We start from the raw sequence: 24,113 nt of genomic DNA, 5'->3' as shown, positions 1-24,113 counted from the left end.
ACGGCGTTTCGCGTATGGGGGCCAGCCCTGGCGCGCACGGCCGATCCCAGGCGGATGCGCTCAGGGATTCGCGCAGTCTTGGTCGGGGGCTTCGGTCAGGGTGAAGCTGGCCTGGGTGTCGAGGTCGGCGTTGGAGACCTTGGTGGTGGCCGCGCCGCCGCCGGCGAAGCAGTGGATGCCCTCCTGGCTGGTGCCGGACAGGGCCCGCAGCTGGGTCTCGTATTGGCCGGTCTGGGTGACCTCGACCTGCCACTCCATCGAGCCGTCGAGCTCCGAGCACGCGGCCGCGGTGCCGGTGATCCAGGGGGGATCGGTCGACACCGTGCAGGGCAGCTCGGGGTCCCAGCAGTTGATCCGGCGGGTCGCGAACTCGACGCGATCGACCGGGGCTCCGCACACGCTGGTGCCGTCGAACTCGATCCTGAACACGGTGCTGGGCAGCGCGCTGCCGTCGTCGGTGCTGCTGTTCTCGTCGGTGGTGCCGCCGGTCTCGTCGGTGCAGGCGACGGACAGGAGCGCGAGCAGGCAAACGAGAACGTGGAGGAGCGGGCGAGGCGAACAGCGCATACCACCCATGGTAGAGACCAGCGGCCGCAGCGGCTACTGCAGCGAGGCTATTGCAGGTACCCCAGCTGGCGGGCGGCCAGCTCCTTCATGATCTCTTCGGCGCCGCCGCCAATGCTCAACACCTTGGTCTCGCGGTAGATCCGCTCGGACTTGACGCCGCGGATGAACCCGGCCCCACCGAGGATCTGCACGGCCTCCTTGGCGCACAGCTCGACGCACTGGGTTGCGAGGTTCTTGGCCATGCAGACCTCGGCGATCGGGACCTCGCCGCGATCGAGGCGCCAGGCCAGATCATCGAGCACGCACTCGACGGCGCGGATCGAGGTCGCCATGTCGACGAGCTTGTGGCGGACGACCTGGTGGCGAACCAGCGGCTTGCCAAAGGTCTGGCGCTCGCGGGCCCAGGCCAGCGCGTCTTCGTAGCAGACCCGCGCCATGCCCAGCGCGATCGCGGCCAGCATCATCCGCTCGTTGTTGAAGTTGACCATGATGCCCATGAACCCGCCGTGCTCGACGCCGATCAGGTTCTCGACGGGCACCTCGCAGCCGTCGAAGTACAGGCTCGCGGTGTCGGAGCACCACCAGCCCATCTTGTCGAGCTTGGTCCGGGTCAGGCCGGGCGTGTCGCCGGGGATCGCCAGCAGCGAGATCCCCTGCATGCCGGGGCCACCCGTGCGGACCGCGGTCGTGATCCAGTCGGCGCGCATGCCCGAGGTAATGAAGGTCTTGCTGCCGTCGACGATGTAGTGGTCGCCCTCACGGCGGGCGGTGGCCCGGAGGTTGGCGACGTCCGAGCCGCCCGAGGGCTCGGTGATCGCCAGCGCCATGATCTGCTCGCCCGCGAGCACGGGCGGGGCGATGCGCTGCTTGAGCGACTCCGAGCCCAGCGCGATGATCGGCGGCAGCCCGATCCCGTGGCTCATCAAGCTGGCGATCACGCCGCCGGAGCCGGCCCGGCACAGCTCCTCGGTCATGACCAGCGCCGAGAACGAGTCGACCGGGGTGCCGCCGTAGGCCTCGGGGAAGCCCAGCCCGAGCAGGCCCAGCTCCCCGGCGGTCCGGTACAGCGCGCGCGGAAACTCGCCAGCTTCCTCCCACGCGTGGATGTTGGGCTCGAGCTCGCGCTCGACGAACCCCCGCACGGTCCGGCGCAGCTGCTCGTGGTCCTCGGTCCAGCCCGGGTGCCTGCGGGGGAACGCCATCACCAGATCTCGCAGCGATCGACGGGGTTCATGCGGCTGCCCTCGGCGCACGAGAACGCCTCGGCGAACTCGGGCAGATCCGCGAGCGGACCCGACGCGCGAAACGGTCCGGGCGAGTGCGAGTCCTCGAGCAGCCGGCGCTGCAGCTCGAGATCCGCGGTGTGCTGACACCAGTTTTGGGCCCACGCGACGAAGAACACCTGCTCGTTGGACATGCCCTCGACGACCGCCGGATCGCCGCCCTGCTCGGTCGCCCACGCCTGGTACGCGAAGTAGGCCTCTTTGACCCCGCCGATGTCGGCGATGTTCTCGCCCGCGGTCAGCTCACCATTGACGAACTTGCCGGGCGCGGCCTCGTAGCCGTTGTACTGCTCGACCACGCACGCGACCCGCTGCTCGAACGCCTCGGACACCTGCGGCTCCCACCACTGCGTCAGGCGTCCGGTCGCGTCGTACTTGCGGCCCTCGTCATCGAAGCCGTGGGTCAGCTCGTGACCCGCGACCGCCCCGATCCCGCCGAAGTTCATGACCATCGGCTGGTCGGCGTCGAAGAAGGGCGGCTGCAGGATCCCAGCCGGGAACGCGATCTCGTTGTTGGTCGGGTTGAAGTAGGCGTTGACCAGCGGGGCCGGCATCAACCACTCGGCCTTGTCGACCGGCTTGTCGATCTGAGCGGCTTGGCGAACGGCGTGGGCGCGCTTCTCGGCCAGCACGTTGGCGAGGTGATCGGCGCCGGTGATCGCCACGTCTTGATACGTGCGCCACGTGTCGGGGTAGCCGATCTTGCGGCCCATCGCGTCGATCTTGTGCTGGGCCCGGCCGCGGGTGGTCTCGTCCATCCACTCGAGGGTGGGCAGGCTCGCGGCCATCGCCGCGTTGATCCGCTCGATCATGTCGTTGGCGATCGCCTTGGAGTCACCCGCGAACGCCCGCTCGACGTAGGCCGGACCGACCAGCTCGGGCAGCGCCCACATCACCGACTGCGTGCACCGCTTCCACAGCGGCGGGGGCTCATCGACGCCCGTGATCAGCTTGGTGAGCTCGAAATTCGCCTCGCCGATCGCCGTGTCGAGATCCTCGGCGGTCGCGTGGATCAAGCTCCAGCGCAGGTAGGCCTGCAGGTCCGCGAGCGGCCGCTCGTCAATGACCTTGGCCATCGCCGCGAGGTAGTCGGGCGTCCGAATGTTGAGCGCCTTGGTCCGCGGCAGCCCTGCGCCCTCGAAGTAGGCGTCCCAGGCCACCCGCTTGGCCCGCTTGCTCAGGCCCTTGAAGCCTTCTTTGTGATAGTTGGCCTGATCGTCGCGCAGCTGCACCGGGGTCATGGAGGCCTCGGCGAGCGCGGTCTCGATCGCCAGCACCAGCTTCGCGTCGGTCGCGGCCTGCTCACTGGTCGAGCCGGCGAGCGTGAGCATGGTCGCGATGTGTCGCTCGTAATTGGCCAGCAGCGCCCGGGTCGGGTCGCCCTCGGGCCCCGCCGCCGGCAGGTACATCTCGCGGCTCGGCAGCGCCAGCCCGGCTTGCGAGACGATCGCCATGTTTTGATCGGGCGCGTCCATGTAGTCGGCGTCGACCCCCACGATGAAGAACGGCGGCGCCGCGGGCATGCCCAGCCAGCCCATGCGCCCCCACACCGACGCGTGCAGCTGGCCAACCACTTTCATGAGCGCGCGCTTGTCCTTGGCGCCGTCGATCAGCGCGAGCGGCTCGGCCAGGCCCTCGATCCCGGCGGCGTCGCGCGCGGGCGTGTCCATGCATGCGTTGTAGTAGTCGCCGAGCTGCTGCGTGCTTGGATCGGCGCCGCCAGCCTTGGCAGCCGCGCTCGCGGCATCGAGCAGCTCGCGCATCACCGCTTCGTTGTGCTCCGAGACCGTGTCGAAGCTGCGGCCATAGCGAGACTTGTCGGCCGGGCGCTGGTGGGCGGCGAGCCAGCCACCGCAGGCGTACATGTAGAAGTCGTCACAGGGATCGACGCTGGGATCGATCGAGGCGACCAGGCCATCGACGCCGGTGCTGGGGACCTCGGCGGGGGCGGCTTTGGTCGGGTCTTCGACGGGCGGCCCCGCGGGCTCGGGGGTCTCGACCGGACCGCCGCGATCGCAAGCTGCGGCGCTGCTGCCAGCGAGCGCCACGAGACCCAGGGACAGCCATGACTTCAGGATCGCTCCACGCATGCGGCCGAACCATGCCAGACCGCCGCGGTCCCCGAACCCCCGTGGACCTGGGCGCCAACGTGAGCTTGCATGCAGCCATGGCCTATACTGCGCGGCCGGTGCTCGAGCTCGTCGACCTGCGAAAGTCCCACGGCCGCACGCTCGCGCTCGACGGCGTCTCGCTGCGTGTCGGCGCGGGCGAGATCGTCGGGCTGCTCGGCCCCAACGGCGCGGGCAAGAGCACGCTCGTGTCGTGCACCGCGGGCCTGCTCGCCGCCGATCACGGTGAGGTTCGGCTCGCGTTCTCTGGCGGCGTGTCTGGCTCGCCACGCGATCCGGCGGTGCGGCGGCAGATCGGGCTGGCCCCGCAGGCGCTGGCGCTCTACGACGAGCTCAGCGGCGCCGAGAACCTGCGCTTCTTCGCCGGCTTGCAAGGCTGCGCGGGCCCGCAGCTGCGCGCGCGGGTCGACGCCGCGCTCGAGTTCGTGGGGCTCAGCGAGCGCCGCGAGGATCGGGTCAAGACCTACTCGGGCGGGATGGCGCGGCGGCTCAACCTGGCCGCGGCGCTGGTTCACGATCCCGCCCTGCTGCTGCTCGACGAGCCGACCGTCGGGGTCGATCCGCAGTCGCGCGCGCACTTGCTGAGCAACATCGAGCAGCTCCGCGCGCAGGGCAAGGCGGTGCTCTACACCACCCACTACATGGAGGAGGCCCAGCGGATCTGCGACCGCGTGGCGATCATCGACCATGGCCAGCTGCTCGCCGTGGATCGGCTCGACGCGCTCCTCGCTGGCCACGCTGGCAAGCCGCAGCTGGTCGTCGAGTTCGAAGGTGAGCGCGAGTCGATCGAGACTGACGATCCGCTCGCAACCCTCAACGAGCTCGCGCAGGGCCGCGCGCCGCTGGGGTTTCGCGTCGAGCGGCCGACCCTCGAGCAGGTGTTCCTGCAGCTGACCGGACGGAGCTTGCGGGAGTGAGCGGCATGGCCAGCGCCACCGCGCGGGCGATCGCGGCGTTGATCAGCAAGGATCTGCGCCTGCTCATGCGGGACCGCGGCGCCGTGTTCTTGACCTTCGCGTGGCCGCTGGTGCTGGCGAGCTTCTTCGGAGCGCTCGGGCCCGGGTTTGGGGCCCAGCTCGATGATGGTGACGCGGACCGGGCCGCGGCGATGACCGTGCTGATCGTCGACGAGGATCACAGCCGCGCGAGCGAGGCGCTGGTCGCCGAGCTCGACGCGGATCCCCGCGTCACGCTCGCGCCCGCCGAGCTCGACACCGCCCGCGAGCGCGTGCGGACCGGCGAGCATCCGGCTTACGTTCACATCGCGGCGGGCTTCGGCGCGGCGCCGAGCGTGCTCGAGCCGACCGCCGCCTCGCCGGCGCCAGGCCGCGCGGTCGAGCTGGGCGTCGACCCGCGCCGCCGCAGCGAGGCCGAGCTGCTCACCAACGCGACCCAGCTCGCGGCCTGGCGGGCGCTCGCTCGCGGCCTGCCCAACGCAGACGCCACCGCGCCGATCGAAGCCGTCGAGATCGAGTTTCAGACCGTGCACGCCGCTGTGCGCGGCCCGGTCGCGCGGCCGCCCTCGCCCTACGCCGTCACCTTTCCGCAGGGGATCATCTGGGCGGTCCTGGCCTGCGCGGCCACCTTCGCGGTCAGCCTGGTCGAGGAGCGCAAGCGCGGCACGCTGCTGCGACTCGCGGTCGCGCCGGTCTCACGGCTGACGATCCTCGCGGGCAAGGCGGGCGCGTGCCTGGTTGCGATCGTCGTCATGCAGATCACGCTGGTGCTCGCCGCCGTGATCGGGTTTGGCGTGCGGCCGCAGAGCGTCGGCCTGCTCGCGCTCGCGCTCGCGTGCACGGCCCTGGGCTTCGTCGGGGTCATGACGCTGCTCGCCGTGCTCGGGCGCCGCACCCACTCGGCGGCCGGCATGAGCTGGGCGATCCTCATGGGCATGGCGATGCTCGGCGGCGGGATGCTGCCGCTGTTCCTGATGCCGAGCTGGCTGCAGGTGGCCGCGAACGCGAGCCCGGTCGCGTGGGCGCTGATCGCGATCGAAGGCGCGGTCTGGCGGGGGTCCTCGCTCGCCGAGATCGCGCCCGCGTGCGCCGGCTTGCTCGCGCTCGGCGGCGTCTCGCTCGGCGTGGGCGCCCGCGCGGTCCGGGAGCTCTAGTCCAGCTCTCAGGGTTGCGCGCCCAGCAGCAGCGTGAGCTCGGTCGCCAGCGCGGGGTCGCCGGTCCGGGCGGCGATCGCCGCGATCGCGTCCCGGACCGCGACCTGCTCACGCGTGCCGACCAGCGCCGAGGCCATCGCGCGATCGAGCGCCGGCTGATAGCGGCCCAGCGTCGCCCGGGCGATCAGCTCCGGGCCAGGCTGGCCCTCGTAGTGGCGCTCGTGGAGGACAGTCAGGGCCCGTGACGCGACGGCGACGTCGCTGTCATCGAGGGCCTCGAGCAACGCCGCGGTGGCCTCGGGGACCACGTGCGCGCGCAGGGCCGCGGCCGCCTCGACCCGAACGTCGGGATCGGGATCGGCGAGCGCCCCGATCAGCCGCGCGCGATCGCTGGCCCGACGCGCGTTGCCGAGGCCCGAGATCGACGCCGCCCGGATCGCCCCCACCTCGCTGGCCGCCGCGCGGACCAACGCCTGATGCATCTGCTCGGCGAGCACCGGATCCTGAACCCGTCCAGCGACGGTCCCGAGCGGATGCAGGATCGCCCGAACCATCTTCTCATCCCCCTCGCTCTGCGCCGCGGCCAGCTGGTCGAGCAAGAACCCACCAGTCGCGGAGCTCGGCTCGCTGACGAACGCGAACCGCTGAAACAACAGCGCCCGCTCCGACCAGCCTCGCGCCGCAGGGTCCAGCAGCAAGCCGTGCATCGCCGCCTGGGCGATCGAGCTCCCGGTCGATGCCAGCAGGTCGAAGCTGAGCTGACGTCCGTTGCCACCGGCCCTCAGGCAAGTCTGGATCACGCTCGGGATCAGCTCGGGGGAGCTGCGCAGCAGCGCGGCCGCCCGCGAGACCAGCCCAGGCCGCGGGAACACCCCGCCATCCATGGTGGCGATCGCAACCTCGATGTCGTCGAAGGTCATGCCCGCGGCCAGCTGCCGGTCGAGGGCCCGATCGGCGGCCTCGCGATCGGGCCCGGCGGTCGGGTCGACCATGACTAGCTCGACTAGCTCGACTAGCTCGGTCGCAGACCCAGCGAGCGGCGCGACCCCAGGGTCGGCCTCCCGCGTCCGCACATACTCGAGCGTGAACCGGTCGTCGCTGACCAGCTCGACCACGCCCCCGAGGTCGATGCTGTCGCGCTGGTCGATCGCAATGGGCAAGCGCCGCGCATCGAGCTCGATCCGAGCCTCGGCGATCACCATGGTCGGGTCGACCTCGACCCCGGGTGCGGTGTCGAACCGCACCACCTGCGCGAGGTCGCGAACCACGACGCCCGACGGCTCGCGGCGATAGACGACCTCGACCAACCCATGACCGCCGCGCAGCGTTCGTCGCTCTGGACCCGGGTTCGCGCCGCGCAGATCGTAGCGGGCGATCACCCCGCGCATCAGCTCGCGAAACATCGGGGGGCTGTCGGCCGCGAAGTAGGCGTGGCGGACATCGCCGCTCGCGTCGACCACAAACTCGGCGTGCAGATCGACCAGCTCACGCGGATCGAGCTCGACGCGCTCGCCGTGAACGACCAGCGCCGACTCGCGCAGGCTGGGAAACCACAGCGAGACCCGGGTCCCGTCGGGTCCATGCGAGAGCGCGCTGACGGCCAGCTCCCCGCGTAGGGTCAAGCCGCCCGAGACCATCGTGCCGTCGATCCCACGCGCGCCGTGGGTCTGCCAGTCGATCGTGTAGATGTGCACCTCGCCGACCCGCAGATCGGGCGCGAGCGACCCTGCCTCGCTGGTGCTCATTGCAGGCGGCGGGGGGGACTCCGGTGCTGGTCCACACCCGAGCCCGAGCGCCAGCGCGACGGCGAGCCGCCGTCCGCTCACTTCATCCCCGAGAGCGGAACTTCGACCCCCAGCCGCGGCATCAAGTCAGCCTTCAGCGGACCGAACCCATCCCAGCGAAACAGCTCCCACTCCTCGTCGAACATCAAGAACTCGATGTACAGCGAGACCCGCCCGGCCAAGGTCGAGAGCAGCAGCGAGACCTGCGAGTCGAAGCTGAGCACCTGCTTGCCCTGCTTGGTCTTGACCTGCATGCCGACCTCGAGCGGCACGCCGACCATGACCAGGGTCAGCGACGCCCGGACGCCCGCGCTCACGACCCCCGCGACCCCAACCCCGACCTGGCCGAGCCCATAGGCGGCGAACAGGGGCATGTACGTGGCGCGGATCCCAAACTTGGGGCCGCCCTCGCACGACGCCCCGGCCTCGCCCGACATCGTCAGCGCCGATCCAAACAACAGCTCCCCCCACAGCTGCCCCGAGATCGGCACGCCGACGTAGATGTCGAAGCGCGGCGCGGGCACGGGCAGGCTGATGCCAAAGCCAGCGCTGGGTTTGGTCGAGAAGCTCTGCGCGACCTTCCAGTCGTCCGGCTCGTTCGCGGTCGAGAACAGCGACTGGTCGAACATCTCGAGGTGAGCGTTGTAGCGAACCTGGCCGCCCGTCCCGATGTTGGACTCGGCCCGGACCGCGCCATCGACGACCTCGACCTTGGCGCCGACGATCCACGCGTCGAACCCGGTGTTGGCGTGGATCGAGCCGCCGACCTTGCAGATCGAGCCTTGACCATTCTTTGCGAGCGGCGTCACGTTCCAGCCCAGATCGTAGTGGTAGCCGGCCGCGAACCAGTCCTTGTCCCCGATGTAGTCACCGCCTCCCCAGTCCTTACCGAACTTGCGACCGCTGCTGTTGGTGCCTTGATCGAAGGGCTTGACCAGCGGCCAGGTCTCGGCGAACGCGGCCTCGTTGGCCTCGAGCCGGTTCTCGACAATGGCCACGCTGGCGGCTGGGAACGTCGCCCCGTCTTGCCAGGCCATGCAGGTCCGCTCATCGCGGAGCTGGCGATCGAGCAGCGGAATCCCGTCGAGGATCGCCGCTTCGAACATGGGCAGCGCCCAGTCGCAGTCTGGGTTGCCGAGATCGAGGCAGCTCTTCTCGCCGGCTTGCTTGCGCGCCCACTCGTCACGCAAGAACTCGCCGATCCGACAGCTGAGCTTCCCCGCCCCGTTCATCTCGAGACCCCAGCCGCTCGCGCGCACACACGCGCCCGCGATCGTGTTGTTGTTGTTCGCGCTCGGTTGCTTGGCGCCCCCGGCTGGCGTGGGCGTGTTCGACGAGCTGGGGCCCATCGCGGGCGCCGCGAACACGCCGAAGGCCAGCGACCCCGCCTGGGACTGAGCCCCGACCACCTGCTTGACGGCGTCCTCGAGCCGCATGTCGAGGATCTGGGTGCCGAACCGCTTCTTGACCTGCTGGAGGTGCTGATTGCTGCGCTCGATCAGGTCGTGCTCGAGCTCGAAGCGCTCGAAGGGGTTGTTGGCCCGCATGTCGAAGGGCAGCACGACGTCGGCGACCTCTGCTTGCATGAGCACCTGATGTTCCCCGTCGACCGCCGCCGCCCAGTCCTCGAGCAACGCTCGAAACGCGGCCCGGCGGGCCTCGTACTCCTCGAACTCGGCCTGCGAGAGCTTGTTCGTGGCCTGGTGCAGGTGCTCGTGCCACGCCCACTCGTCGCTGAACTTGCGGGTGTTGCAGGTCTTCCCCTTGCAGCTACCGAGCTGATACCAAGTCAGCCCGTCGCGCAGCGCAGCCTCGAGCGCGAGGATCGACGGGGTCGGCGGTAGCGGCGTCACCCCGTTGGCGCGAACCAGGCGATCGCCGAGCGCGAACAGATCGTTCTTGACAAACGTGCCCTTGGCCAGCGGCAGCTTGGGCAGCGCCCGACCGCTGGTGTCGACCAAGTTGCGATCAGCGATGCCCGGCGTGCTGTCGAGGTAGGCCACGTCGAACACACACTCGCGATCACCCCGGCAGGCCGACGCCGCGTCGATGAAGCGAACCACGTCATGGCTGCGCTCGTAGGCATACTCGGCGCAGCTCTCGACCTTGTTTCCGTTCGCGGCCCAGCTCGGCTCGCGATGGTAGGCCGCGGCGGTCGACGGCGAGACCTTGCCGAGCCGATCGACGGGCGCGAGCGCGGCGGTGCTCATACCGACGTGGCCCGCGATCGGATCAGCGACCTTGCGATAGACCTTGCTCAGGCTGGCCTGGGCCTTGACCAAGGTCTTCGCTGGTGTGTAGGCGAAGTACTTGCCCTGCTTGAGATCGCCAGGCAGGTCGTGGTGGTTGGGCCCGAGCATCGGCAGCTTGGGCGCCGCGGTTGCGTTGTAGTGAGCCTTCAAAGCCGCGACCACGTGCGGCTCGCAGGTGCTCTGATGGCGGCGCCCGCACGAGCTCTCGAGGTAGCCCTCGCTGACGCACTTGGCGGCGTCGGGCGTTGGGCAGTCGTTGGTTGGCACCGGCTTCGGTGGCGCTCCCACCACGATCGCCGACAGACCCGATAAAATGAGGACGCATCCCAGAGGTACGAGCCGGCGAATGTTCATTGATCCGAAAGCGTACACGCGCGGCCGACCCGGGATGCGACCTATTGTGGGCTCGCCGGTCGAATTCTGGAGCTGAGCCCGTGCTGCGAGCCAGGCCCAGACCCAGGCCCGAGGCTGGAGCCCTCAGAGTTGTGAGCGGCTGCGCAGCTCGTTCATCTCGGCCGCGAGCTCTTCGTCGACCTCACGGGCCGCCGCCCGCTCGAGCAGCGCGAGCCCACCTCGCAGCGAGCCGCCCGCATGGACCGCGTGCTCCGACTCGGCCACCAGCGCGCCCTCGTCGGCCCAGGCCACGAGCACTCGCAGCGCGCCACGACGCACCCGTGTGACCGGCGACTGCAGAGCCGTGTCGAGCAGCTCCAGCCCGCGCCCGGGCTTGTCGACCAGGCTCTGCACGACCATCAACAAGGTGTCGTGCACATCGAACTCGCGGCTGAGCCCGACCTCTTCGGCCGGACCCGTGGCGATCTCGTGCAGCGGCAGCAGGCGCTCGGCCAGCTGCAGCGCCTGGGCGAAGCGATCGTCGTCCTCGGTCTGGACCAGGCGAAACCATGAGGGTGAGCTGCGCGGGCTGGCCTGCACGCGACGCAGGTGGTGCGACCACGCGTCGATGCCCAGCAGCTGCGCGGCCGCGTCGGCCTGGTGAAAGCGCTCGAGCGACTCGGTCTCGAGCCCCTCTTGGACCAACCGCGGCCACTCGGGCCGGGCGACCACGCGCGCGCACATGTCCAGGACCACCCGGCGGATCTCCAGGGTCCACCCGAGCTCGCGCAGGGTCTCGTCGTCCTCGAGCTCGTCGCCGACCGGCCCGATGAACTCGCGCAGCTGCTCGACGACGAGCAGGTGAGCGAGATCGAGGGTCCGGTGCTCGGGTCGCCGCGCGAGGTGGCGCAGGTAGGCCGAAGCTGCACGCGGGGCGTGCTCGTAGTCTTCGATGTCCTCCGCCGGCCCGCCGTTGAGCAGCGCGGCGAGGATCCCCGCGGCGCCATCGAGCAGCGGGTCGTCGACGATGTCGGCCTCGAGCGCGCCCGCGAGATCCCCCGCGATCGCGCAGGTGTGGGCGAGGTACTCGTCCATCACCTGGTTGCGGAACCCCTGGCGGACCAGCCACGCGCGGATCTCTGGATCGCAGGTCTGGGCCAGGCGCTCGACGGCGTGGATCCGACCCCAGCCGCGCACGCCCTTGGCCAGCTGCCACAGCTCGCGGTCGGCGGCCTCGAGCGTGCTCGCCAGCGCGACCACGCAAAACAGCGTGAACTCTTCGTGGTGCCCGATCGTGAGCAGCGTGTCTCGCTCGTCGCAGCCCACCAGCACGCCGAGCATGCTGATGCCCAGCTTGACGACCTCGCGATCGGGCGCCCCGCGGACCAGGAACAGCGCGAGCTCGTGGAAGCGATCCGGGTCGAGCTCGCCGTTGCCAACGAGCTCGCCGAGCACGTCGTCGAGCACCCCGAGCACGGGCGCGCGCGTGAGCAGCCGGGTGAGGTGCTCGAGGTGGGCGGGCCTGGCCGAGTCGAGCAGGTCTCGCACGGCCTTGACGATCTGCTTGGCGCGCAGGCGCTCGTCTTCGATCTGAGCGTGACGGCCCATCACGCCATCGAGCGCGCCCGCGGCCCAGCGCAAGCCACCCCGTTCGTGCTGCTCGTCATCGGGCAGCGCGAGCTCGAGGCCGCCGCCGTCCAGCGCGTCGCTCGCCTGCTCGCCTGCGTCGCTCGCCTGCTCGCCTGGTTCGGCTTGGGTCTGGCGCAACGTTGCGAGCTCGCGTTCCACATGATCGAAGATCGAGGGCCGCCCCGCCCACACACGCGGGGCGTCGAGCTTGTCGACCGACCAGAGCTGAAGTTGAGACGAATGCATCCGCGCTTGCGAGTCCGGGCTCCGCGGTCGTCGCGGTAACCGGAATCGTTCACTAGGCCGCTTAGGGTGCGGGTTTTCGCCGGGCCAGGCAAGTCACGCGCAACGACTTCACACGAGAAAGCCCACGCGCGCGCGAACGTGGCGCTGTTCAGCCCGCACGTCCGTACAGATCTACGCGCCAGCTCCACGAGTTGGGGCGCGGCGCGGATGGCATCGCACCCATCGTACGTGCAGGCTGAACGAAGAGACGGCGTGTCACCGGAGCGAGAGCACCGACAGCGCCAGACACAGCTGACCTAGGTAGTAGGCCGGCAGGCCCCACAGCCGGTTAAAAAAATCGCGGCGCACGAACCGATCACGGGCGACCGAGAGGTCAGACAAATAGAACGACACCGCGCCGAGCAAGAGCAAGTGCGAGCCGCCCTGTCGCCACGCTGCGACCGCGAGCGTCAGCATGATCGAGATGACCACGATGTACGCCCGGACCGGGACTCGCATGTTGTCGTCGACGTGATCACGCAGCCAGCGATCGACGAGCAGCCCCGCGATCACCACGACAGGCGCGAACGCCAGCGCGACCGTGGTGTCGAACCCGTGGGTGACAAACGCCACGCAATAGCCGACGTGACCGAGCAAGAACGCGACGAGGCCAGCCAGAAACATCGACCTGGCCCGCGCGAGCAAGAACGCGTCGCCGCACCACGACAGCACCAGACCGACGAAGATCCAGCGGCCCCACTCGGACCCCAGCGCGCCCGCATGAACCGCCGTGATCAAGAACCCGGTCGAGGCGATCAGCTTGGTGATCGCGACGGCGGCCGACCACTTGCGATGCTCGACGAACAGGTGCAGGCCCAGCGCCGCGAGGGTGATCAGGACCCACAGCTCGGCGGCCGACGGGATCGGGCTCAGGGCATCGACGACTGAGGCGGCCGGCATGATCGACATGATCGACATGATCGACATGACCGGCATCGTCTCAGCCGCGACCGACCCTCGCCAGCAATTGCGCGTGGGTCGGCGTGGCCCTGCCCTGCTCGCGTGCGGTCTCCACGAACCACCCGTTGCGCCACGGCCACTCCTTGACCGCGCCGCGGTAGCTGGGGATCGAGCGCGAGTAGTCGCACAGGCGGTTCACGAGCGGCCCGAGCTCGAGCTCCACCCCCAGCGCCGGAGCGCCGACCTCGAGCAGCTCGGCCACGAGCGCGCGCAGCTGCTCGGCGTGATCCCGCACGACGGTCCCGACGTCGCAGTCGAACGCCTCGCAGCACAGCCCGAACGCGCAGTTCCAGATCAACTTCTCGAGCTCGACGGCCGCGAACGCGTCGGCGCTCACGACCGCGGCGGGCAGCCCGACCCGCGTGAAGGCCTGGACCATGGTCGCCGCGTGGGGGCCAAAGAACGGGCTCTCGCCGCCCGGCTCGATCGGGGCGCCGCGCGTGGGCACGGCCACGAACAGCAGCCCGCGGGTCACCTCGGTGAGCCCGTGCTCGCGCAGCCAGGGCCGCAGCATTCCGTTTTGCGCGAACACCAGATCCGCACGACGGCGCTCTGGCACCCGCTCGAGCACCGCGAGCAGATCGTCGTTGCGGACCGCCAGCAGGATCGGCTCGCCAGGCTCGCGCTCGAGCAGCTCCCAGCCCTGTTGTCGATCGACGAGCGCGAACTGATGCGGATCGCGCTGGTGGAGGGCGCCGCCGATCCTCCCTGCGCCGATCACCACGATCACGACCCGCGCTCCTGGTCAAAGTGCTCGCGCAGCGCCTGGTTGACCCGATCCGGGGCCTCTTGCCCGGGGTAGTGGCCCACGTCGTCGAGCAAGACCCGATCAAAGCGCTCGACCCAGCTCGAATAGAGGTCTGGCTCGGCGAACCAGGGACCCAGCGCCGGGTCGCGCAAGCCCCATATCAAGCGGGTCGGTATGGAGATCGGCGTGAGCCGTCGCAGCAGGTGCAGCGGCGCCGCCCGGTAGTAGTTGATGCCCGGCATGCCTCGCTCGCGGAGCTGGCGAAGGTACGGCTCGAGTCGCTCGCGCGAGAACGGCTCGCGATTGACCGCGTTGGCCCGAAACCCCTTGGCCACCATCAGCGCTGGGTTGGCGCGCAGGCGCTGCTCGGGCAGCCACGGCACCTGGAAAAACAAGAAGTACCAGCTGCGGCGCAGCTGCTCGAGCTTGCGAAGGTGCCGAACCATGATCTGCAGCGGCGGGCAGTTGATCACGCTGAGGCTGTGGAGCCGATCGGCGTAGCGCTGAGCCACCTCCCACGCGATCGCGCCGCCCCAGTCGTGGCCGACCAGGTGGACCTTGTCGACGCCGAGCGCATCGATCAGCTCGACCACGTCTCGCGCCAAGATGTCGAGGGTGTAGTCACGAACCCGCGCGGGCGCGTCGGTGCCCCCGTAGCCGCGCAGGTCCGGGGCGACCACGCGATAGCGGTTGGACAAGCCCGCGAGCTGCTCGCGCCAACTCACCGCCAGCTCGGGGAACCCGTGCAGACACAGCACCGTCGGCAGCGCGCGGCGAGAGCTCTCACTGGTGGCGTCTTCCCTGGATCCGTCGGTCGGGCCCCGCTCGTACCAGCGCACCCGCAGACCCGAGCCCAGACAACCGACAAAGGTCTGGGTCCCGGGCGGAAAATACGCGAGGTCATCCATGGCCGCTACGAGTACCGCGAGCTACGGGCTCGGTCCACACGGTCTGCACCTGGGCGCAACGACTGCGCCGACCGGGCTATGCTGCGGCGGTCGTGAACCCACCACCGACAACCCGTTCCACTCGCCCGTGGGCCCTGCTCGCGCTGTCGACGTTGACGCTGCTCACGGCTTGCCCGGCGACGCCAGCCCCGGCCGCGGCTGACACCGAAGCACCCCCACCCGCGCCGGCCGCTGTCCCCTCGCCCGCGCCAGCGGGTCCCGAGTTCGCGCTCGCGCCCGCCGAGGGCGACGTCGTCGAGCTCGTCAACGCCGAGCGCGCGCAGGCCCACGCCGAGGATCGTCAGCTGCTGGTCTACGTCGGCGCGAGCTGGTGCGAGCCATGCCGCTATTTTCACGACGCAGTCGAGGACGGCAGCCTCGACCAGGCGCTGCCGGGCTTGCGACTGCTCGAGTTCGATCTCGACCGCGATCGTGATCGGCTCGCCGCCGCCGGGTACAGCTCACGGATGATCCCGCTGTTCGTGGCCCCGGCTCCTGACGGGCGCGCAGGCCCACGCCGGACCGAAGGTGGGATCAAAGGTCCCGGCGCCGTCGAGCACCTGCGACCTCGGCTCGAGGCGCTGCTGGTCGCCGCCCGAGCCGATCGAGGCTGACCGCCCGAGTTTCGGCCCGGGCGGGTGTCCTGCGTCCGCGGCGGAGTCGGTGCGCGTCCCCGCGTGACGCCGCGGGCAGGCGGGGGGCGCGACAGCGGCGAGAACCACAGCCCGTGCTCCCTCCCCATCCGCAGGCATGCGCCTTGCTACCTGGGGGAGCATGACCACCCAAACCAAACTCCACACCCGCACACGCATCTTCACCTCGCTCGGCTGCCTCGTGCTCCTGGCGATGTCGACGTCCGCCTGCGATCCAGAGGACCTCGACGACAGCTCGGAGCTCGAGGCGCTCGCCACGGTCGACGAGCTCGCCGTGCAAGAACAGATCGCCGCGCTCGAGCAGCTCGACGGCGACAGCCCCAACACGATCAACTTGTCCCCGGCCGGGGAGCTTCACAGCGACGACCCGGCGCTCACGTGGCAGGAGCCGGCTGACCAGCTCGCCGCGCTGCCCGACCCCAACGACGTGTACATCGAGGGCATCATCGCCAACGGCGCGGGCTGCCCGAGCAACAAGCCCGGGTCGGTCGTGTCGCAGATCGCCACCGACCAAAAGAGCTTCATCCTGATCTTCCAGGACATGCTGCTCGAGAACCCTCCCGGCCCGCCGATCAAGACCACGAACTGCCTCGCTAGCGTCAAGCTGCACGTGCCCAACGGCTGGCAGGTGTCGGTCGCGACCGTGAACACCCGCGGCTACGCGTTCCTCGAGAAGGGCCTCACGGCGCGGCAGACGTCAAACTACTTCTTCGCTGGCGATCCGATCGGATTCAGCGCCCACACCCAGCTGAAGGGCTACTACGACGACTTTTACGTGTTTACGGACAAAGTCCCGTTCCAGTCGGTCGTGTGGTCGAAGTGCGGCGCCTCGGCGATCTTCGCGATCAACACCACGCTGAACCTCAACGCCATCAAGAACAAGAAAGGCTACGGCATCTTCAACACCACGGATGTCGATGGCGCGTTCAAGAAGCAGCTCCACTGGCAGTGGAAGAAGTGCTAGAACGAAAAGCGCCCGCTGATGCGGCCGGGCGCTTCACTGGGGAATCGCCAGCGCCTGAGCTCGTGGGTGACGCAATTGACCAGCGTGGGATCGTCGCTCTCGACCTCCTGCTCGATGACCTTGCCGTCGACGCCGACCTTCAGCTCGAAGCCGATCGTGCCCGAGCGCTTCGCGTCCCGCTCGCTAGCCGTCGCGACGCAGCGAGCCACGGTCCGCGAGCGCGCGTTGATCAGCCGCTTGGCGGCCGCCCGCTCGATCCCATCGGTCGTGAGTGAAGCCAGCTCGACAACGGGTAGCGCGGCCTCGGCTGGCGGACTGACCGTGATTCCGCCGATTCCGCCGCCGTGGCGGTCCATGGTCAGCCCGTCAACACCATCGAGCACGCCCAGCGCGGCGCCGTCGGAGCCCTCACCCCACAGCTCCGCGATGAGGTCCGAGCTCGTGGGCTGTCCCTCGACGATCGCGTCAGCGGGAAAACATAGTCGACCCCCGGGGCTCGCCGTCGGACCCAGCACGATCGCAAAGCAGCTCAGCGCACCAACCTGGGGGTTCGCGTCCACACGCTCACCCGGCTCGGCGAACGCATGCAGCGCAACCACCTCTCCGGCCTCGCTGCCGTCCGGCCAGTAGGCCGTGGTGCCTGGCCGCACCCGCCAGTCGATGGTCGAGCCCGTAGCTCGGACACGACCGGACTGTAGCGGTGGATCGCCCGCGACGGTCCCGAGCAACACGCTGATCTGACCCCTCTCTACCAGCGGCGTGATCGACAACGCTTCCCCGCTGCCTGCCTGCACGTACAAGCGCAAGCGGTACACGTCCAGGTGCTCGATCGGCTCGGCGTCGATCTCTGGCAGCTCGCGCGCCCGCACGGTCTCGACGATCCACCGATCACCCTCGCTGCCGACCACCCGCACGACGCGTCCACGATCAGACGTCTGGGCATCCGCGTGGAGTGTCAGCGCGGCCTCGCCCACCGAGCTGGCGTAGAGTCTCGTGCCCCAAGGTAGCAACAGCCACTCGGGCGGCGCCTGCTCGGGCGCCTGCTCGGCCGCGGCTCCGGACTTGCTCGTCTCGCCGTCAGGCGCGTTCACAGCCTCGCCACCACGCTTGCAGCCGATCGTCAGACACGCGGCGCTCAGCAGGGCCAACGACACGAACATCGGCGACAGTCGGACGGACATGGGGCGGATTAGAGCCCCGCGTAGCGGCCAATGCAACCCGCCGAGTTCTGGGTTCTGAGGCCTTCTGTCCGGTGACATCAGCGACTGCGAGGGGCTCGACCTCCTGGCGTCGGTCGGGCCCGGCTGCCGGTTCTGGTGCGCATCGAGCGAGGGGTCAGCGCGCCACCCGCCACCGTCTTGGCGCCACGGCGACGCTGGGCGTGGCGCCACGCTGCTCAGCGCCTGACGACCCACAATTGTTCTGCCTCGGTTTGCAGGGTACACCCGCAACCAGCAAGTAGCGTGGAGAGCACCTCTCCCAGATTCAAACTGTGCTCAATTTCAAGCACGAGAGAGCCCCGAGCCACCGGAGGCCGACGGCAATCGTGACGTCGCTGGTCACTATCGCGCTCCTGCTCGTGGCGTGCCGCTCGAACACGAGCACCAGGACGCAACGGCCAAGCAAAACGAGCATTGCTACAATCTGGAGACTCTCGACAGCGCCAGCTTTCGCAACCGAATCGTCACCTTCGTGCGGCAAATCGCCACACGCGGCCCAGGCCTCGCCTGCACATTGCCAGCAATCGCTGCTGTTTTGGCTGCTGATGCAGTACACTCACTCGCCTGAGAATTCTTTCGTGACCAAGAATCCAGACATGGCCCGGGGCGGCTTGTTCTGGAACAGAATCGAACGAGTCGTCCGCACGGACTCGATCTGCCACGCGATGAATGCCTACGTGTTCATGATCGATCACCTGCCACGAGGCACCCTCCTCGAGCTACCCGAGCCCCCCTGTCGCTGATCCACGCTCCGTAGTTAGGCCCTCGAGTATGAAGACCGAACGAATCATCACCCCACTCGCCTTGACACTCCTGGCCGCGCAACCAATCGGCTGCACGGATTCGGACACAGAGTTGGCGTCGGCGTCGGCGTCGGCGTCGGCGTCGGAGTCGGAGTCGGGAACGACCAACGAGGGTGCCACCACCGACGAGGGCGAGCCTGGCTCGTCAGCGCTGGTCCCCGCCGGCTCGTGTGAAAGCGTCGAGGCCAAGCTCGAGCTGAAGCTCGTCCAGGACATGGAAGCGCGGTTGCTCGAGCAGCTAGACCGGGCCGTGCTGGCGGCCAACAATCCTTGCGAGCACTGGGGCGAAGAGGAGGAAGAGGAAGAAGAAGAGGAGGAGGAGGAAGAGGCCAGCGAGTACTCGGGGACCAACAACCAAGAGGCCGACGTCGACGAGGCCGACTTCGTCAAGAACGACGGCGGACACGTGTATGTCCTCGCTGACGGAAAGTTCTGGGTGCTCGACGCCTGGCCCGCGGACCAGGCCCACACGCTCTCGACCTTCCCGATTGAAGGCACGCCACGCCGGATGTACGTCCACGAAGATGTGGCGATCATCTACTCCACGATCGATGGGGTCTGGCCTGGAGGCTATGGCAATGAGTGTACCTACGGCTACGACTGCGACTTCACCGGGGACGGGAGTCCCCTGCGGATCACCGTGCTGGACATCAGTGATCGTGCCAATCCTCAGCGCACCCGCAAGTTGGAGTTCAACGGCGCCTACTTGAACTCTCGGCGGGTCGACATGGACGTCCACACCGCGATGGTGTTTCCCGACGTCGAAGTCCCGGGGCTGTCCTACTGGCCAGAGCAGCTCCCCAAGTCCTACTGCCGAGATAGGCGCCGCAGCTACACGGTGCCCGAGATCTATGAGCTGTTCGAGCAGCTGCGCCTCGCCAACGTGGCGCTCATCGAGCAGTTCCCGACGTCGTCGCTGCTCCCCTCGGTCAAGGACACGCGGTATGGCGAGAACGGCGGCCAGACCAGCGAGGGTCCGATCTCGTCCTGCGAGTCAATGTTCCTCTCGCCGGCCAGCGACGCCCGCGGGTTCCTGTCGCTGGTGTCGTTCGAGATCGGCGAAGAGCAGCCGGTCGCCGCGAGCACGATCATCAGCCGCCCCGGCGCGGTGTACGGCACCGCGGACTCGTTGTACGTCGCGGTCAGGCACAGGCGACCTTGGGGCGACGACGACTGGTTCCCCGAACTCGGGGACGCGATCGACGACGCCACCTCCGTGCACCGGTTCGCGCTGAACCCTGGCGGCGTGGCGGCGGACTACGAGGCCAGCGGCGTGGTCAAGGGCAGGATCCTCAACCAGTTCTCGATGAGCGAGCACGAGGACGTGCTCCGGATCGCCACCACCAGCGGTCACCTCCCCAGCCCGGACGTCCACAGCACCATCTCGATCCTGGAGGAGCAGGGTCCGCAGCTGGTCGAGCTCGGCCGAATCGATCACCTCGCCCCGACCGAGGACATTCGCTCCGTCCGGTTTCGCGGCGACGTGGGCTACGTCGTCACGTTCAAGAAGACTGACCCGCTGTTCGTGCTCGACCTCGAGCACCCGGCCGCACCCGGCGTGCTGGGCGAGCTCAAGATCCCGGGCTACTCCACGTACATGCACCCGTTGGGCGAGGACCACCTCCTCACGATGGGCTACGACGCCGATGACAAGGGCGACTTCGCGTATTTTCAGGGCATCCAGCTGCAGGTCATCAACGTGACCGATCTATCGGACCCGCTGCTGCAGCACAAAGAGATCATCGGCACCCGCGGCTCGACCTCGGAGGCCGCCACCAATCACCTTGGATTCACCTACTTCAAGGCCCGCGACCTGCTCGCGGTGCCCATGACGATCTGCGAGGACGGCGGCGGCTCGCAGTACGGAGACTTCATGACCTTCAGCGGGCTGCTGGTCTATCACGTCACCGTCGACGGCGGCTTCACCCTGCTCGGCGGGGTTCCGCACGAGGAGCCCGAGATGATGGGGGGCTGGAACAGCGCGTGCGGCAACTGGTGGACGAACTCGAATAGCAAGGTCAAGCGGTCGGTGTTCATGGAGGACTGGGTGTTCTCGATCGCTCATGATCTGGTCAACGTGGCGCAGATCGACGACCTCGAGAATCCGGCCGTGTCGATCCCGCTGGTCGGGGGCTGATCAGCCGGCTCAGCGCGCGCGCCGAAGCTGGTCGATGTCAGACGAGTCCCACGCTGGGCTATGATCCGCGCCGTGCCACAGCCAGACTGGGATGAACGCTACGCAACCGCCGACCTGCCATGGGACACGGGCAAGCCTGATCCGCACCTCGTCGAGCTCGTCGAAGCCGGCGTGATGGCGCCGGGCCGGGTGCTCGAGGTCGGCTGTGGAACCGGGACCAACGCGATCTGGCTGGCCGAGCGCGGCTTTACGGTTCACGGCGTGGACCTGTCTGCCCGCGCGATCGCACAGGCCAACACCAAGCGCGAGTCGGCCGGCGTAAGCGTGGAATTCTCGGCGCTCGACTTCCTGCGCGACGAAGTGCCTGGCGCCCCGTACGAGTGGGTGTTCGACCGCGGGGTCTTCCACGTGTTCGACCTCGCCGAGGATCGAGCTGCGTTCGCGCGACGCGTCGCCGCTGCCCTGCAGACGGGCGGGCGGTGGCTGAGCCTCGCTGGCAGCACCGAGGGGCCCGAGCGTGATCATGGACCGCCGCGCCGATCGGCTCGGGATCTCCTCGACGCCGTCGAGCCCGAGCTCGAGCTGCTCACGCTTCGCTCGACCGAGTTCGACGCCGACACACCGACCGTCGCCAAGGCCTGGCTGATGCTGACCAGGGTCCGTGAGCTGCCCGCGCAGCCATCGACCCGACGCGGGTAGATCAGCGCAGCGTCGCTGCGGATGCGCACGAGCCGGCGCCGATGATCGACGCGACCAGGGTCGGATCCGCCTGCGCATGCGGAGATCGGCGAGGTCGTACTCGAGTTGTCACGCAGCCGTCATGAGCTGGGCTGGGAGCACGGACGAGAATCGCATACCTTCCGCGCCGTGACCCGGCTTCCCATTTTCGTTTGCGTTGCTGCCTGTTTCTCGTTGCTCGGCGCGTGCAGTGATGACGCACCAGGCACGGATGGAACCACAGACACCGAGACCAGCGGTGACGGCGACGGCGATCCCGGCGACGGTGACGGCGATCCCGGTGACGGCGACGGCGACGGCGACGGTGACGGCGATGGCGATCCCGGCGACGGTGACGGTGACGGCGACGGCGACGGCGACGGCGACGGCGATGGCGACGGCGATGGAGATGGAGATGGAGATGGAGACGGCGACGGCGACGGCGACGGCGACGGCGATGGCGACGCTTGCCTCGATCCCGGCCGCCCGGAATCCCTCACCCACGCGCCCATCAATCTCCCGCTCTCGGAGTTCTTCGTCGACTCGAACTTCGCGGCGCTGTTCACCGACGACGCGGACTACCAGGCGTTCTTCGGCCAGGCTCCGCCCGTGAGCTTGGGGGCGACGTGGGTGCTGGCTACGCAGCTCGAGCGCCGCCCGTACGGAACCAGCTTCACGATTGACGAGATCGTCGAGGACGCCTGCACGCTGACCGCGACGCTGAACGTCACCACGCTCGCCAACACTTGCGAAACCTTCTCGCACACTCGAGTCGGTCCAGCGGGCGCCAGCTTTGACGCGCCCTTTCAGCCACCCGATCCCGCGCCCACCTTGATGGCCACGACTACCGAGTTCGACTGCGCGCAGGCGGGCGGGGGCGAATTCGACAATTGCACCGAGCAGCAGTGGTGTGCGCCCGGCCTGATCTGCGCAGGCATCACCCGCAGCAACGGCGGCCTGTGCATGGACGCCAGCTTGCGCGGCGAATTCGACAGCGGCCAGCTCGACGCGCCGATCCCCCACGACGACGTGCTCATGGTGATGCTCGAGGCCAGCGACCTCGCAACCGTGGACACCGACGTGGTCGTGTACATCGAGCTCGACCACCCCGATCCGAGCGCGCTGACGATCACGCTGACCAATCCCTCGGACAACGAGGTGATGGTCTGGGACCAGGAGCCGAGCCCCTACGATCTGAGCTGGTACCCCAGCCCCGGCTCGCTGTCGCTCGCTCGCGTGCCGCAAGGGTTCTCCGGCGACGAGTCCGTCAACGGCACATGGTTCTTGACGATCACCGACGACGCAGGCGGCGGGGGCACCCTGGTCTCGTGGGGTCTCGAGATCATGAGTCGCTTCGATTGAGTGAGCAGTTGCCACGTCCTCGTGACCACCATCATCCTCATCATCGCGGCCTGGCCAACACCCCGCCCACGAAAGGGCTCGTGGCGACCCCCGAGAGTCTAGTAGAGTCCCCGCAGCATGACCGAGCCGCACGCGCAGACCGGCACCCATGAAGAATTCCCCTGCCAGCAGTGCGGGGCCAAGCTCGAGTTCGCGCCGGGCAGCACCAACCTCCAGTGCCCCTACTGCGGCCACGCCCAGCAGATCGCAGCCCCGGCAGCCGCCGCCCCCGTGGTCGAGCGCTCGTTCGACGAGGCCCTCCGCGCGCTCAGGCAGCAGCCGGTCAGCACGCTCGCCGAGAACGGCCATGAGATCCAGTGCAACGGCTGCGGCGCGATCACCATGATCACCGCCCAGGCCAGCGCGTGTCCGTTTTGCGACTCGCCCGTGGTCGTGCCGATCACCGAGGACCGCGCGACGATCGTGCCCGAGAGCGTGCTGCCCTTCGCGATCGACGAGCGCACCGCGGGCGGCAAGTTCAAGGACTGGGTCACGAGCCGGTGGTTCGCGCCCAGCGATCTCGCCGCCAAGGCCAGGCGCGTGCGCATGGACGGGGTGTACCTGCCCTACTACACCTACGACGCCCTCGCCCACGCTTCGTACCGTGGCCAGCGCGGCACCTACTACTACGTGACCGAGACCTACCAGGACTCGGAGGGCAAGACCCAGACTCGGCAGGTCCGCAAGACCCGGTGGAGCCCCGTCAGCGGCCACATCCAGCGGCCCTTCGACGACCTGCTGATCTGCGCGTCCACGTCGTTGCCCGACAAGCTGATCGCCGATCTCGAGCCGTGGGATCTCGGCGCGCTCACGGCCTTCGACTCGCGCTACCTCAGCGGGTTCATGGCCGAGCGCGCGGTGCTCGGACTCGAAGAGGGATTCGGCGTGGCCAAGACCAAGATGGTCCCCGCGATCGAGAGCACGATCCGCTCGGACATTGGCGGCGACACCCAGTCGATCGACGGCTACTCGACCAACCACACCAACGTGACCTTCAAGCTGTTCCTGCTGCCGCTGTGGCTGTCCAGCTTTCGCTACGACAACACGGTGTACCGATTCGTGGTCAACGCTCGCACGGGCGAGGCGGTCGGTGAGCGGCCCTACAGCAAGCTGAAGATCGCGATGGCGGTGCTCGGCGGGATCGCCCTGATCGCGCTCATCGTGCTGCTGGTCCACACCTTCGGGTAGCGA

General features: G+C 68.8%; 20 protein-coding genes. 10 read left to right on the top strand and 10 right to left on the bottom strand.

Annotated features, from left to right (window positions below):
* Nucleotides 1-60 precede the first annotated feature (60 nt).
* The 3 genes from ENSA7_RS33115 to ENSA7_RS33105 are packed head-to-tail and all read right to left on the bottom strand — an operon-like array spanning nucleotide 61 to nucleotide 3,940.
* Nucleotides 61-567 (bottom strand): hypothetical protein, encoded by a 507-nt coding sequence (locus ENSA7_RS33115; RefSeq protein WP_146158419.1) that lies wholly within the window; start codon nucleotides 565-567, stop codon nucleotides 61-63.
* Between the two features lie 47 nt (nucleotides 568-614).
* Nucleotides 615-1,769 carry an acyl-CoA dehydrogenase family protein gene (locus tag ENSA7_RS33110; protein WP_106093404.1) on the bottom strand — a complete coding sequence of 385 codons (1,155 nt, stop codon included), beginning with the start codon at nucleotides 1,767-1,769 and terminating at the stop codon, nucleotides 615-617.
* Nucleotides 1,769-3,940 carry a M13 family metallopeptidase gene (locus ENSA7_RS33105; protein WP_106093403.1) on the bottom strand — a complete coding sequence of 724 codons (2,172 nt, stop codon included), beginning with the start codon at nucleotides 3,938-3,940 and terminating at the stop codon, nucleotides 1,769-1,771. Before ENSA7_RS33105 ends, ENSA7_RS33110 begins: the two co-directional genes overlap by 1 nt.
* 11 nt (nucleotides 3,941-3,951) lie before the next feature.
* On the opposite strand from ENSA7_RS33105, the gene ENSA7_RS33100 reads away from it, so the two are divergent.
* Nucleotides 3,952-4,896: an ABC transporter ATP-binding protein gene (locus ENSA7_RS33100; RefSeq protein ID WP_244923993.1), complete on the top strand. Its 945-nt coding sequence runs from the start codon at nucleotides 3,952-3,954 to the stop codon at nucleotides 4,894-4,896.
* 5 nt (nucleotides 4,897-4,901) lie between these two features.
* Complete coding sequence (locus tag ENSA7_RS33095; RefSeq protein ID WP_146158418.1) at nucleotides 4,902-6,089, top strand: ABC transporter permease; 1,188 nt, start codon at nucleotides 4,902-4,904, stop codon at nucleotides 6,087-6,089.
* An 8-nt stretch (nucleotides 6,090-6,097) separates the two neighbouring features.
* Here the strand turns inward: ENSA7_RS33095 and ENSA7_RS33090 are convergent, their stop codons facing one another.
* The 6 genes from ENSA7_RS33090 to ENSA7_RS33065 all read right to left on the bottom strand — a co-directional run bounded on the left by ENSA7_RS33090 (nucleotide 6,098) and on the right by ENSA7_RS33065 (nucleotide 14,988).
* Nucleotides 6,098-7,834, bottom strand: a complete 1,737-nt coding sequence (locus ENSA7_RS33090; RefSeq protein ID WP_106093400.1) for a HEAT repeat domain-containing protein — start codon at nucleotides 7,832-7,834, stop codon at nucleotides 6,098-6,100.
* Nucleotides 7,835-7,911: 77 nt separating this feature from the next.
* Nucleotides 7,912-10,392 carry a hypothetical protein gene (locus ENSA7_RS33085; protein ID WP_106093399.1) on the bottom strand — a complete coding sequence of 827 codons (2,481 nt, stop codon included), beginning with the start codon at nucleotides 10,390-10,392 and terminating at the stop codon, nucleotides 7,912-7,914.
* Nucleotides 10,393-10,602: 210 nt separating this feature from the next.
* Nucleotides 10,603-12,333, bottom strand: coding sequence for a hypothetical protein (locus ENSA7_RS33080; protein ID WP_106093398.1), 1,731 nt, complete (start codon nucleotides 12,331-12,333; stop codon nucleotides 10,603-10,605).
* A 255-nt stretch (nucleotides 12,334-12,588) separates the two neighbouring features.
* Nucleotides 12,589-13,299: a lysoplasmalogenase gene (locus ENSA7_RS33075; protein ID WP_181234346.1), complete on the bottom strand. Its 711-nt coding sequence runs from the start codon at nucleotides 13,297-13,299 to the stop codon at nucleotides 12,589-12,591.
* Nucleotides 13,300-13,312: 13 nt separating this feature from the next.
* On the bottom strand, nucleotides 13,313-14,062 hold the full coding sequence (locus ENSA7_RS33070; RefSeq protein WP_106093396.1) for a ketopantoate reductase family protein: 750 nt from the start codon (nucleotides 14,060-14,062) through the stop codon (nucleotides 13,313-13,315).
* Nucleotides 14,059-14,988: an alpha/beta fold hydrolase gene (locus ENSA7_RS33065; RefSeq protein ID WP_106093395.1), complete on the bottom strand. Its 930-nt coding sequence runs from the start codon at nucleotides 14,986-14,988 to the stop codon at nucleotides 14,059-14,061. Before ENSA7_RS33065 ends, ENSA7_RS33070 begins: the two co-directional genes overlap by 4 nt.
* 92 nt (nucleotides 14,989-15,080) lie before the next feature.
* Between ENSA7_RS33065 and ENSA7_RS33060 the strand changes: the two genes are divergently transcribed.
* Together ENSA7_RS33060 and ENSA7_RS33055 are read left to right on the top strand one after the other, a co-directional pair.
* The gene (locus ENSA7_RS33060; protein WP_244923992.1) at nucleotides 15,081-15,641 is read left to right on the top strand and encodes a TlpA family protein disulfide reductase; all 561 of its coding nucleotides are present in this window, start codon (nucleotides 15,081-15,083) and stop codon (nucleotides 15,639-15,641) included.
* A gap of 160 nt (nucleotides 15,642-15,801) precedes the next feature.
* Nucleotides 15,802-16,644 (top strand): DUF4360 domain-containing protein, encoded by an 843-nt coding sequence (locus ENSA7_RS33055; protein ID WP_181234345.1) that lies wholly within the window; start codon nucleotides 15,802-15,804, stop codon nucleotides 16,642-16,644.
* Here the strand turns inward: ENSA7_RS33055 and ENSA7_RS33050 are convergent.
* Entirely contained in the window at nucleotides 16,641-17,825 is a 1,185-nt protein-coding gene (locus ENSA7_RS33050; RefSeq protein ID WP_181234344.1) for an AgmX/PglI C-terminal domain-containing protein, read from the bottom strand. The two genes, ENSA7_RS33055 and ENSA7_RS33050, sit on opposite strands and share 4 nt — an antisense overlap.
* Nucleotides 17,826-18,228: 403 nt before the next feature.
* On the opposite strand from ENSA7_RS33050, the gene ENSA7_RS42745 reads away from it, so the two are divergent.
* The 6 genes from ENSA7_RS42745 (at nucleotide 18,229) to ENSA7_RS33025 (ending at nucleotide 24,110) form a co-directional block, all read left to right on the top strand.
* Entirely contained in the window at nucleotides 18,229-18,432 is a 204-nt protein-coding gene (locus ENSA7_RS42745; RefSeq protein WP_146158416.1) for a hypothetical protein, read from the top strand.
* Nucleotides 18,433-18,442: 10 nt separating this feature from the next.
* The gene (locus ENSA7_RS44475; protein WP_181234343.1) at nucleotides 18,443-18,607 is read left to right on the top strand and encodes a hypothetical protein; all 165 of its coding nucleotides are present in this window, start codon (nucleotides 18,443-18,445) and stop codon (nucleotides 18,605-18,607) included.
* Nucleotides 18,608-18,635: 28 nt separating this feature from the next.
* A complete protein-coding gene (locus ENSA7_RS33040; RefSeq protein WP_106093390.1) occupies nucleotides 18,636-20,804 on the top strand; it encodes a beta-propeller domain-containing protein in 2,169 nt (722 codons plus the stop codon).
* 72 nt (nucleotides 20,805-20,876) lie between these two features.
* Complete coding sequence (locus ENSA7_RS33035; RefSeq protein ID WP_181234342.1) at nucleotides 20,877-21,503, top strand: class I SAM-dependent methyltransferase; 627 nt, start codon at nucleotides 20,877-20,879, stop codon at nucleotides 21,501-21,503.
* Between the two features lie 168 nt (nucleotides 21,504-21,671).
* Nucleotides 21,672-22,883, top strand: a complete 1,212-nt coding sequence (locus ENSA7_RS33030; protein WP_146158415.1) for a proprotein convertase P-domain-containing protein — start codon at nucleotides 21,672-21,674, stop codon at nucleotides 22,881-22,883.
* Nucleotides 22,884-23,000: 117 nt separating this feature from the next.
* Nucleotides 23,001-24,110: a TFIIB-type zinc ribbon-containing protein gene (locus ENSA7_RS33025; RefSeq protein WP_106093387.1), complete on the top strand. Its 1,110-nt coding sequence runs from the start codon at nucleotides 23,001-23,003 to the stop codon at nucleotides 24,108-24,110.
* Nucleotides 24,111-24,113: the final 3 nt, after the last annotated feature.

The organism is Enhygromyxa salina (assembly GCF_002994635.1).
GTDB lineage: Bacteria > Myxococcota_A > Polyangia > Nannocystales > Nannocystaceae > Plesiocystis > Plesiocystis salina_B.
Note: the sequence above shows the minus strand (reverse complement) of the source record. Positions and strands in the feature narration are given on the sequence as shown.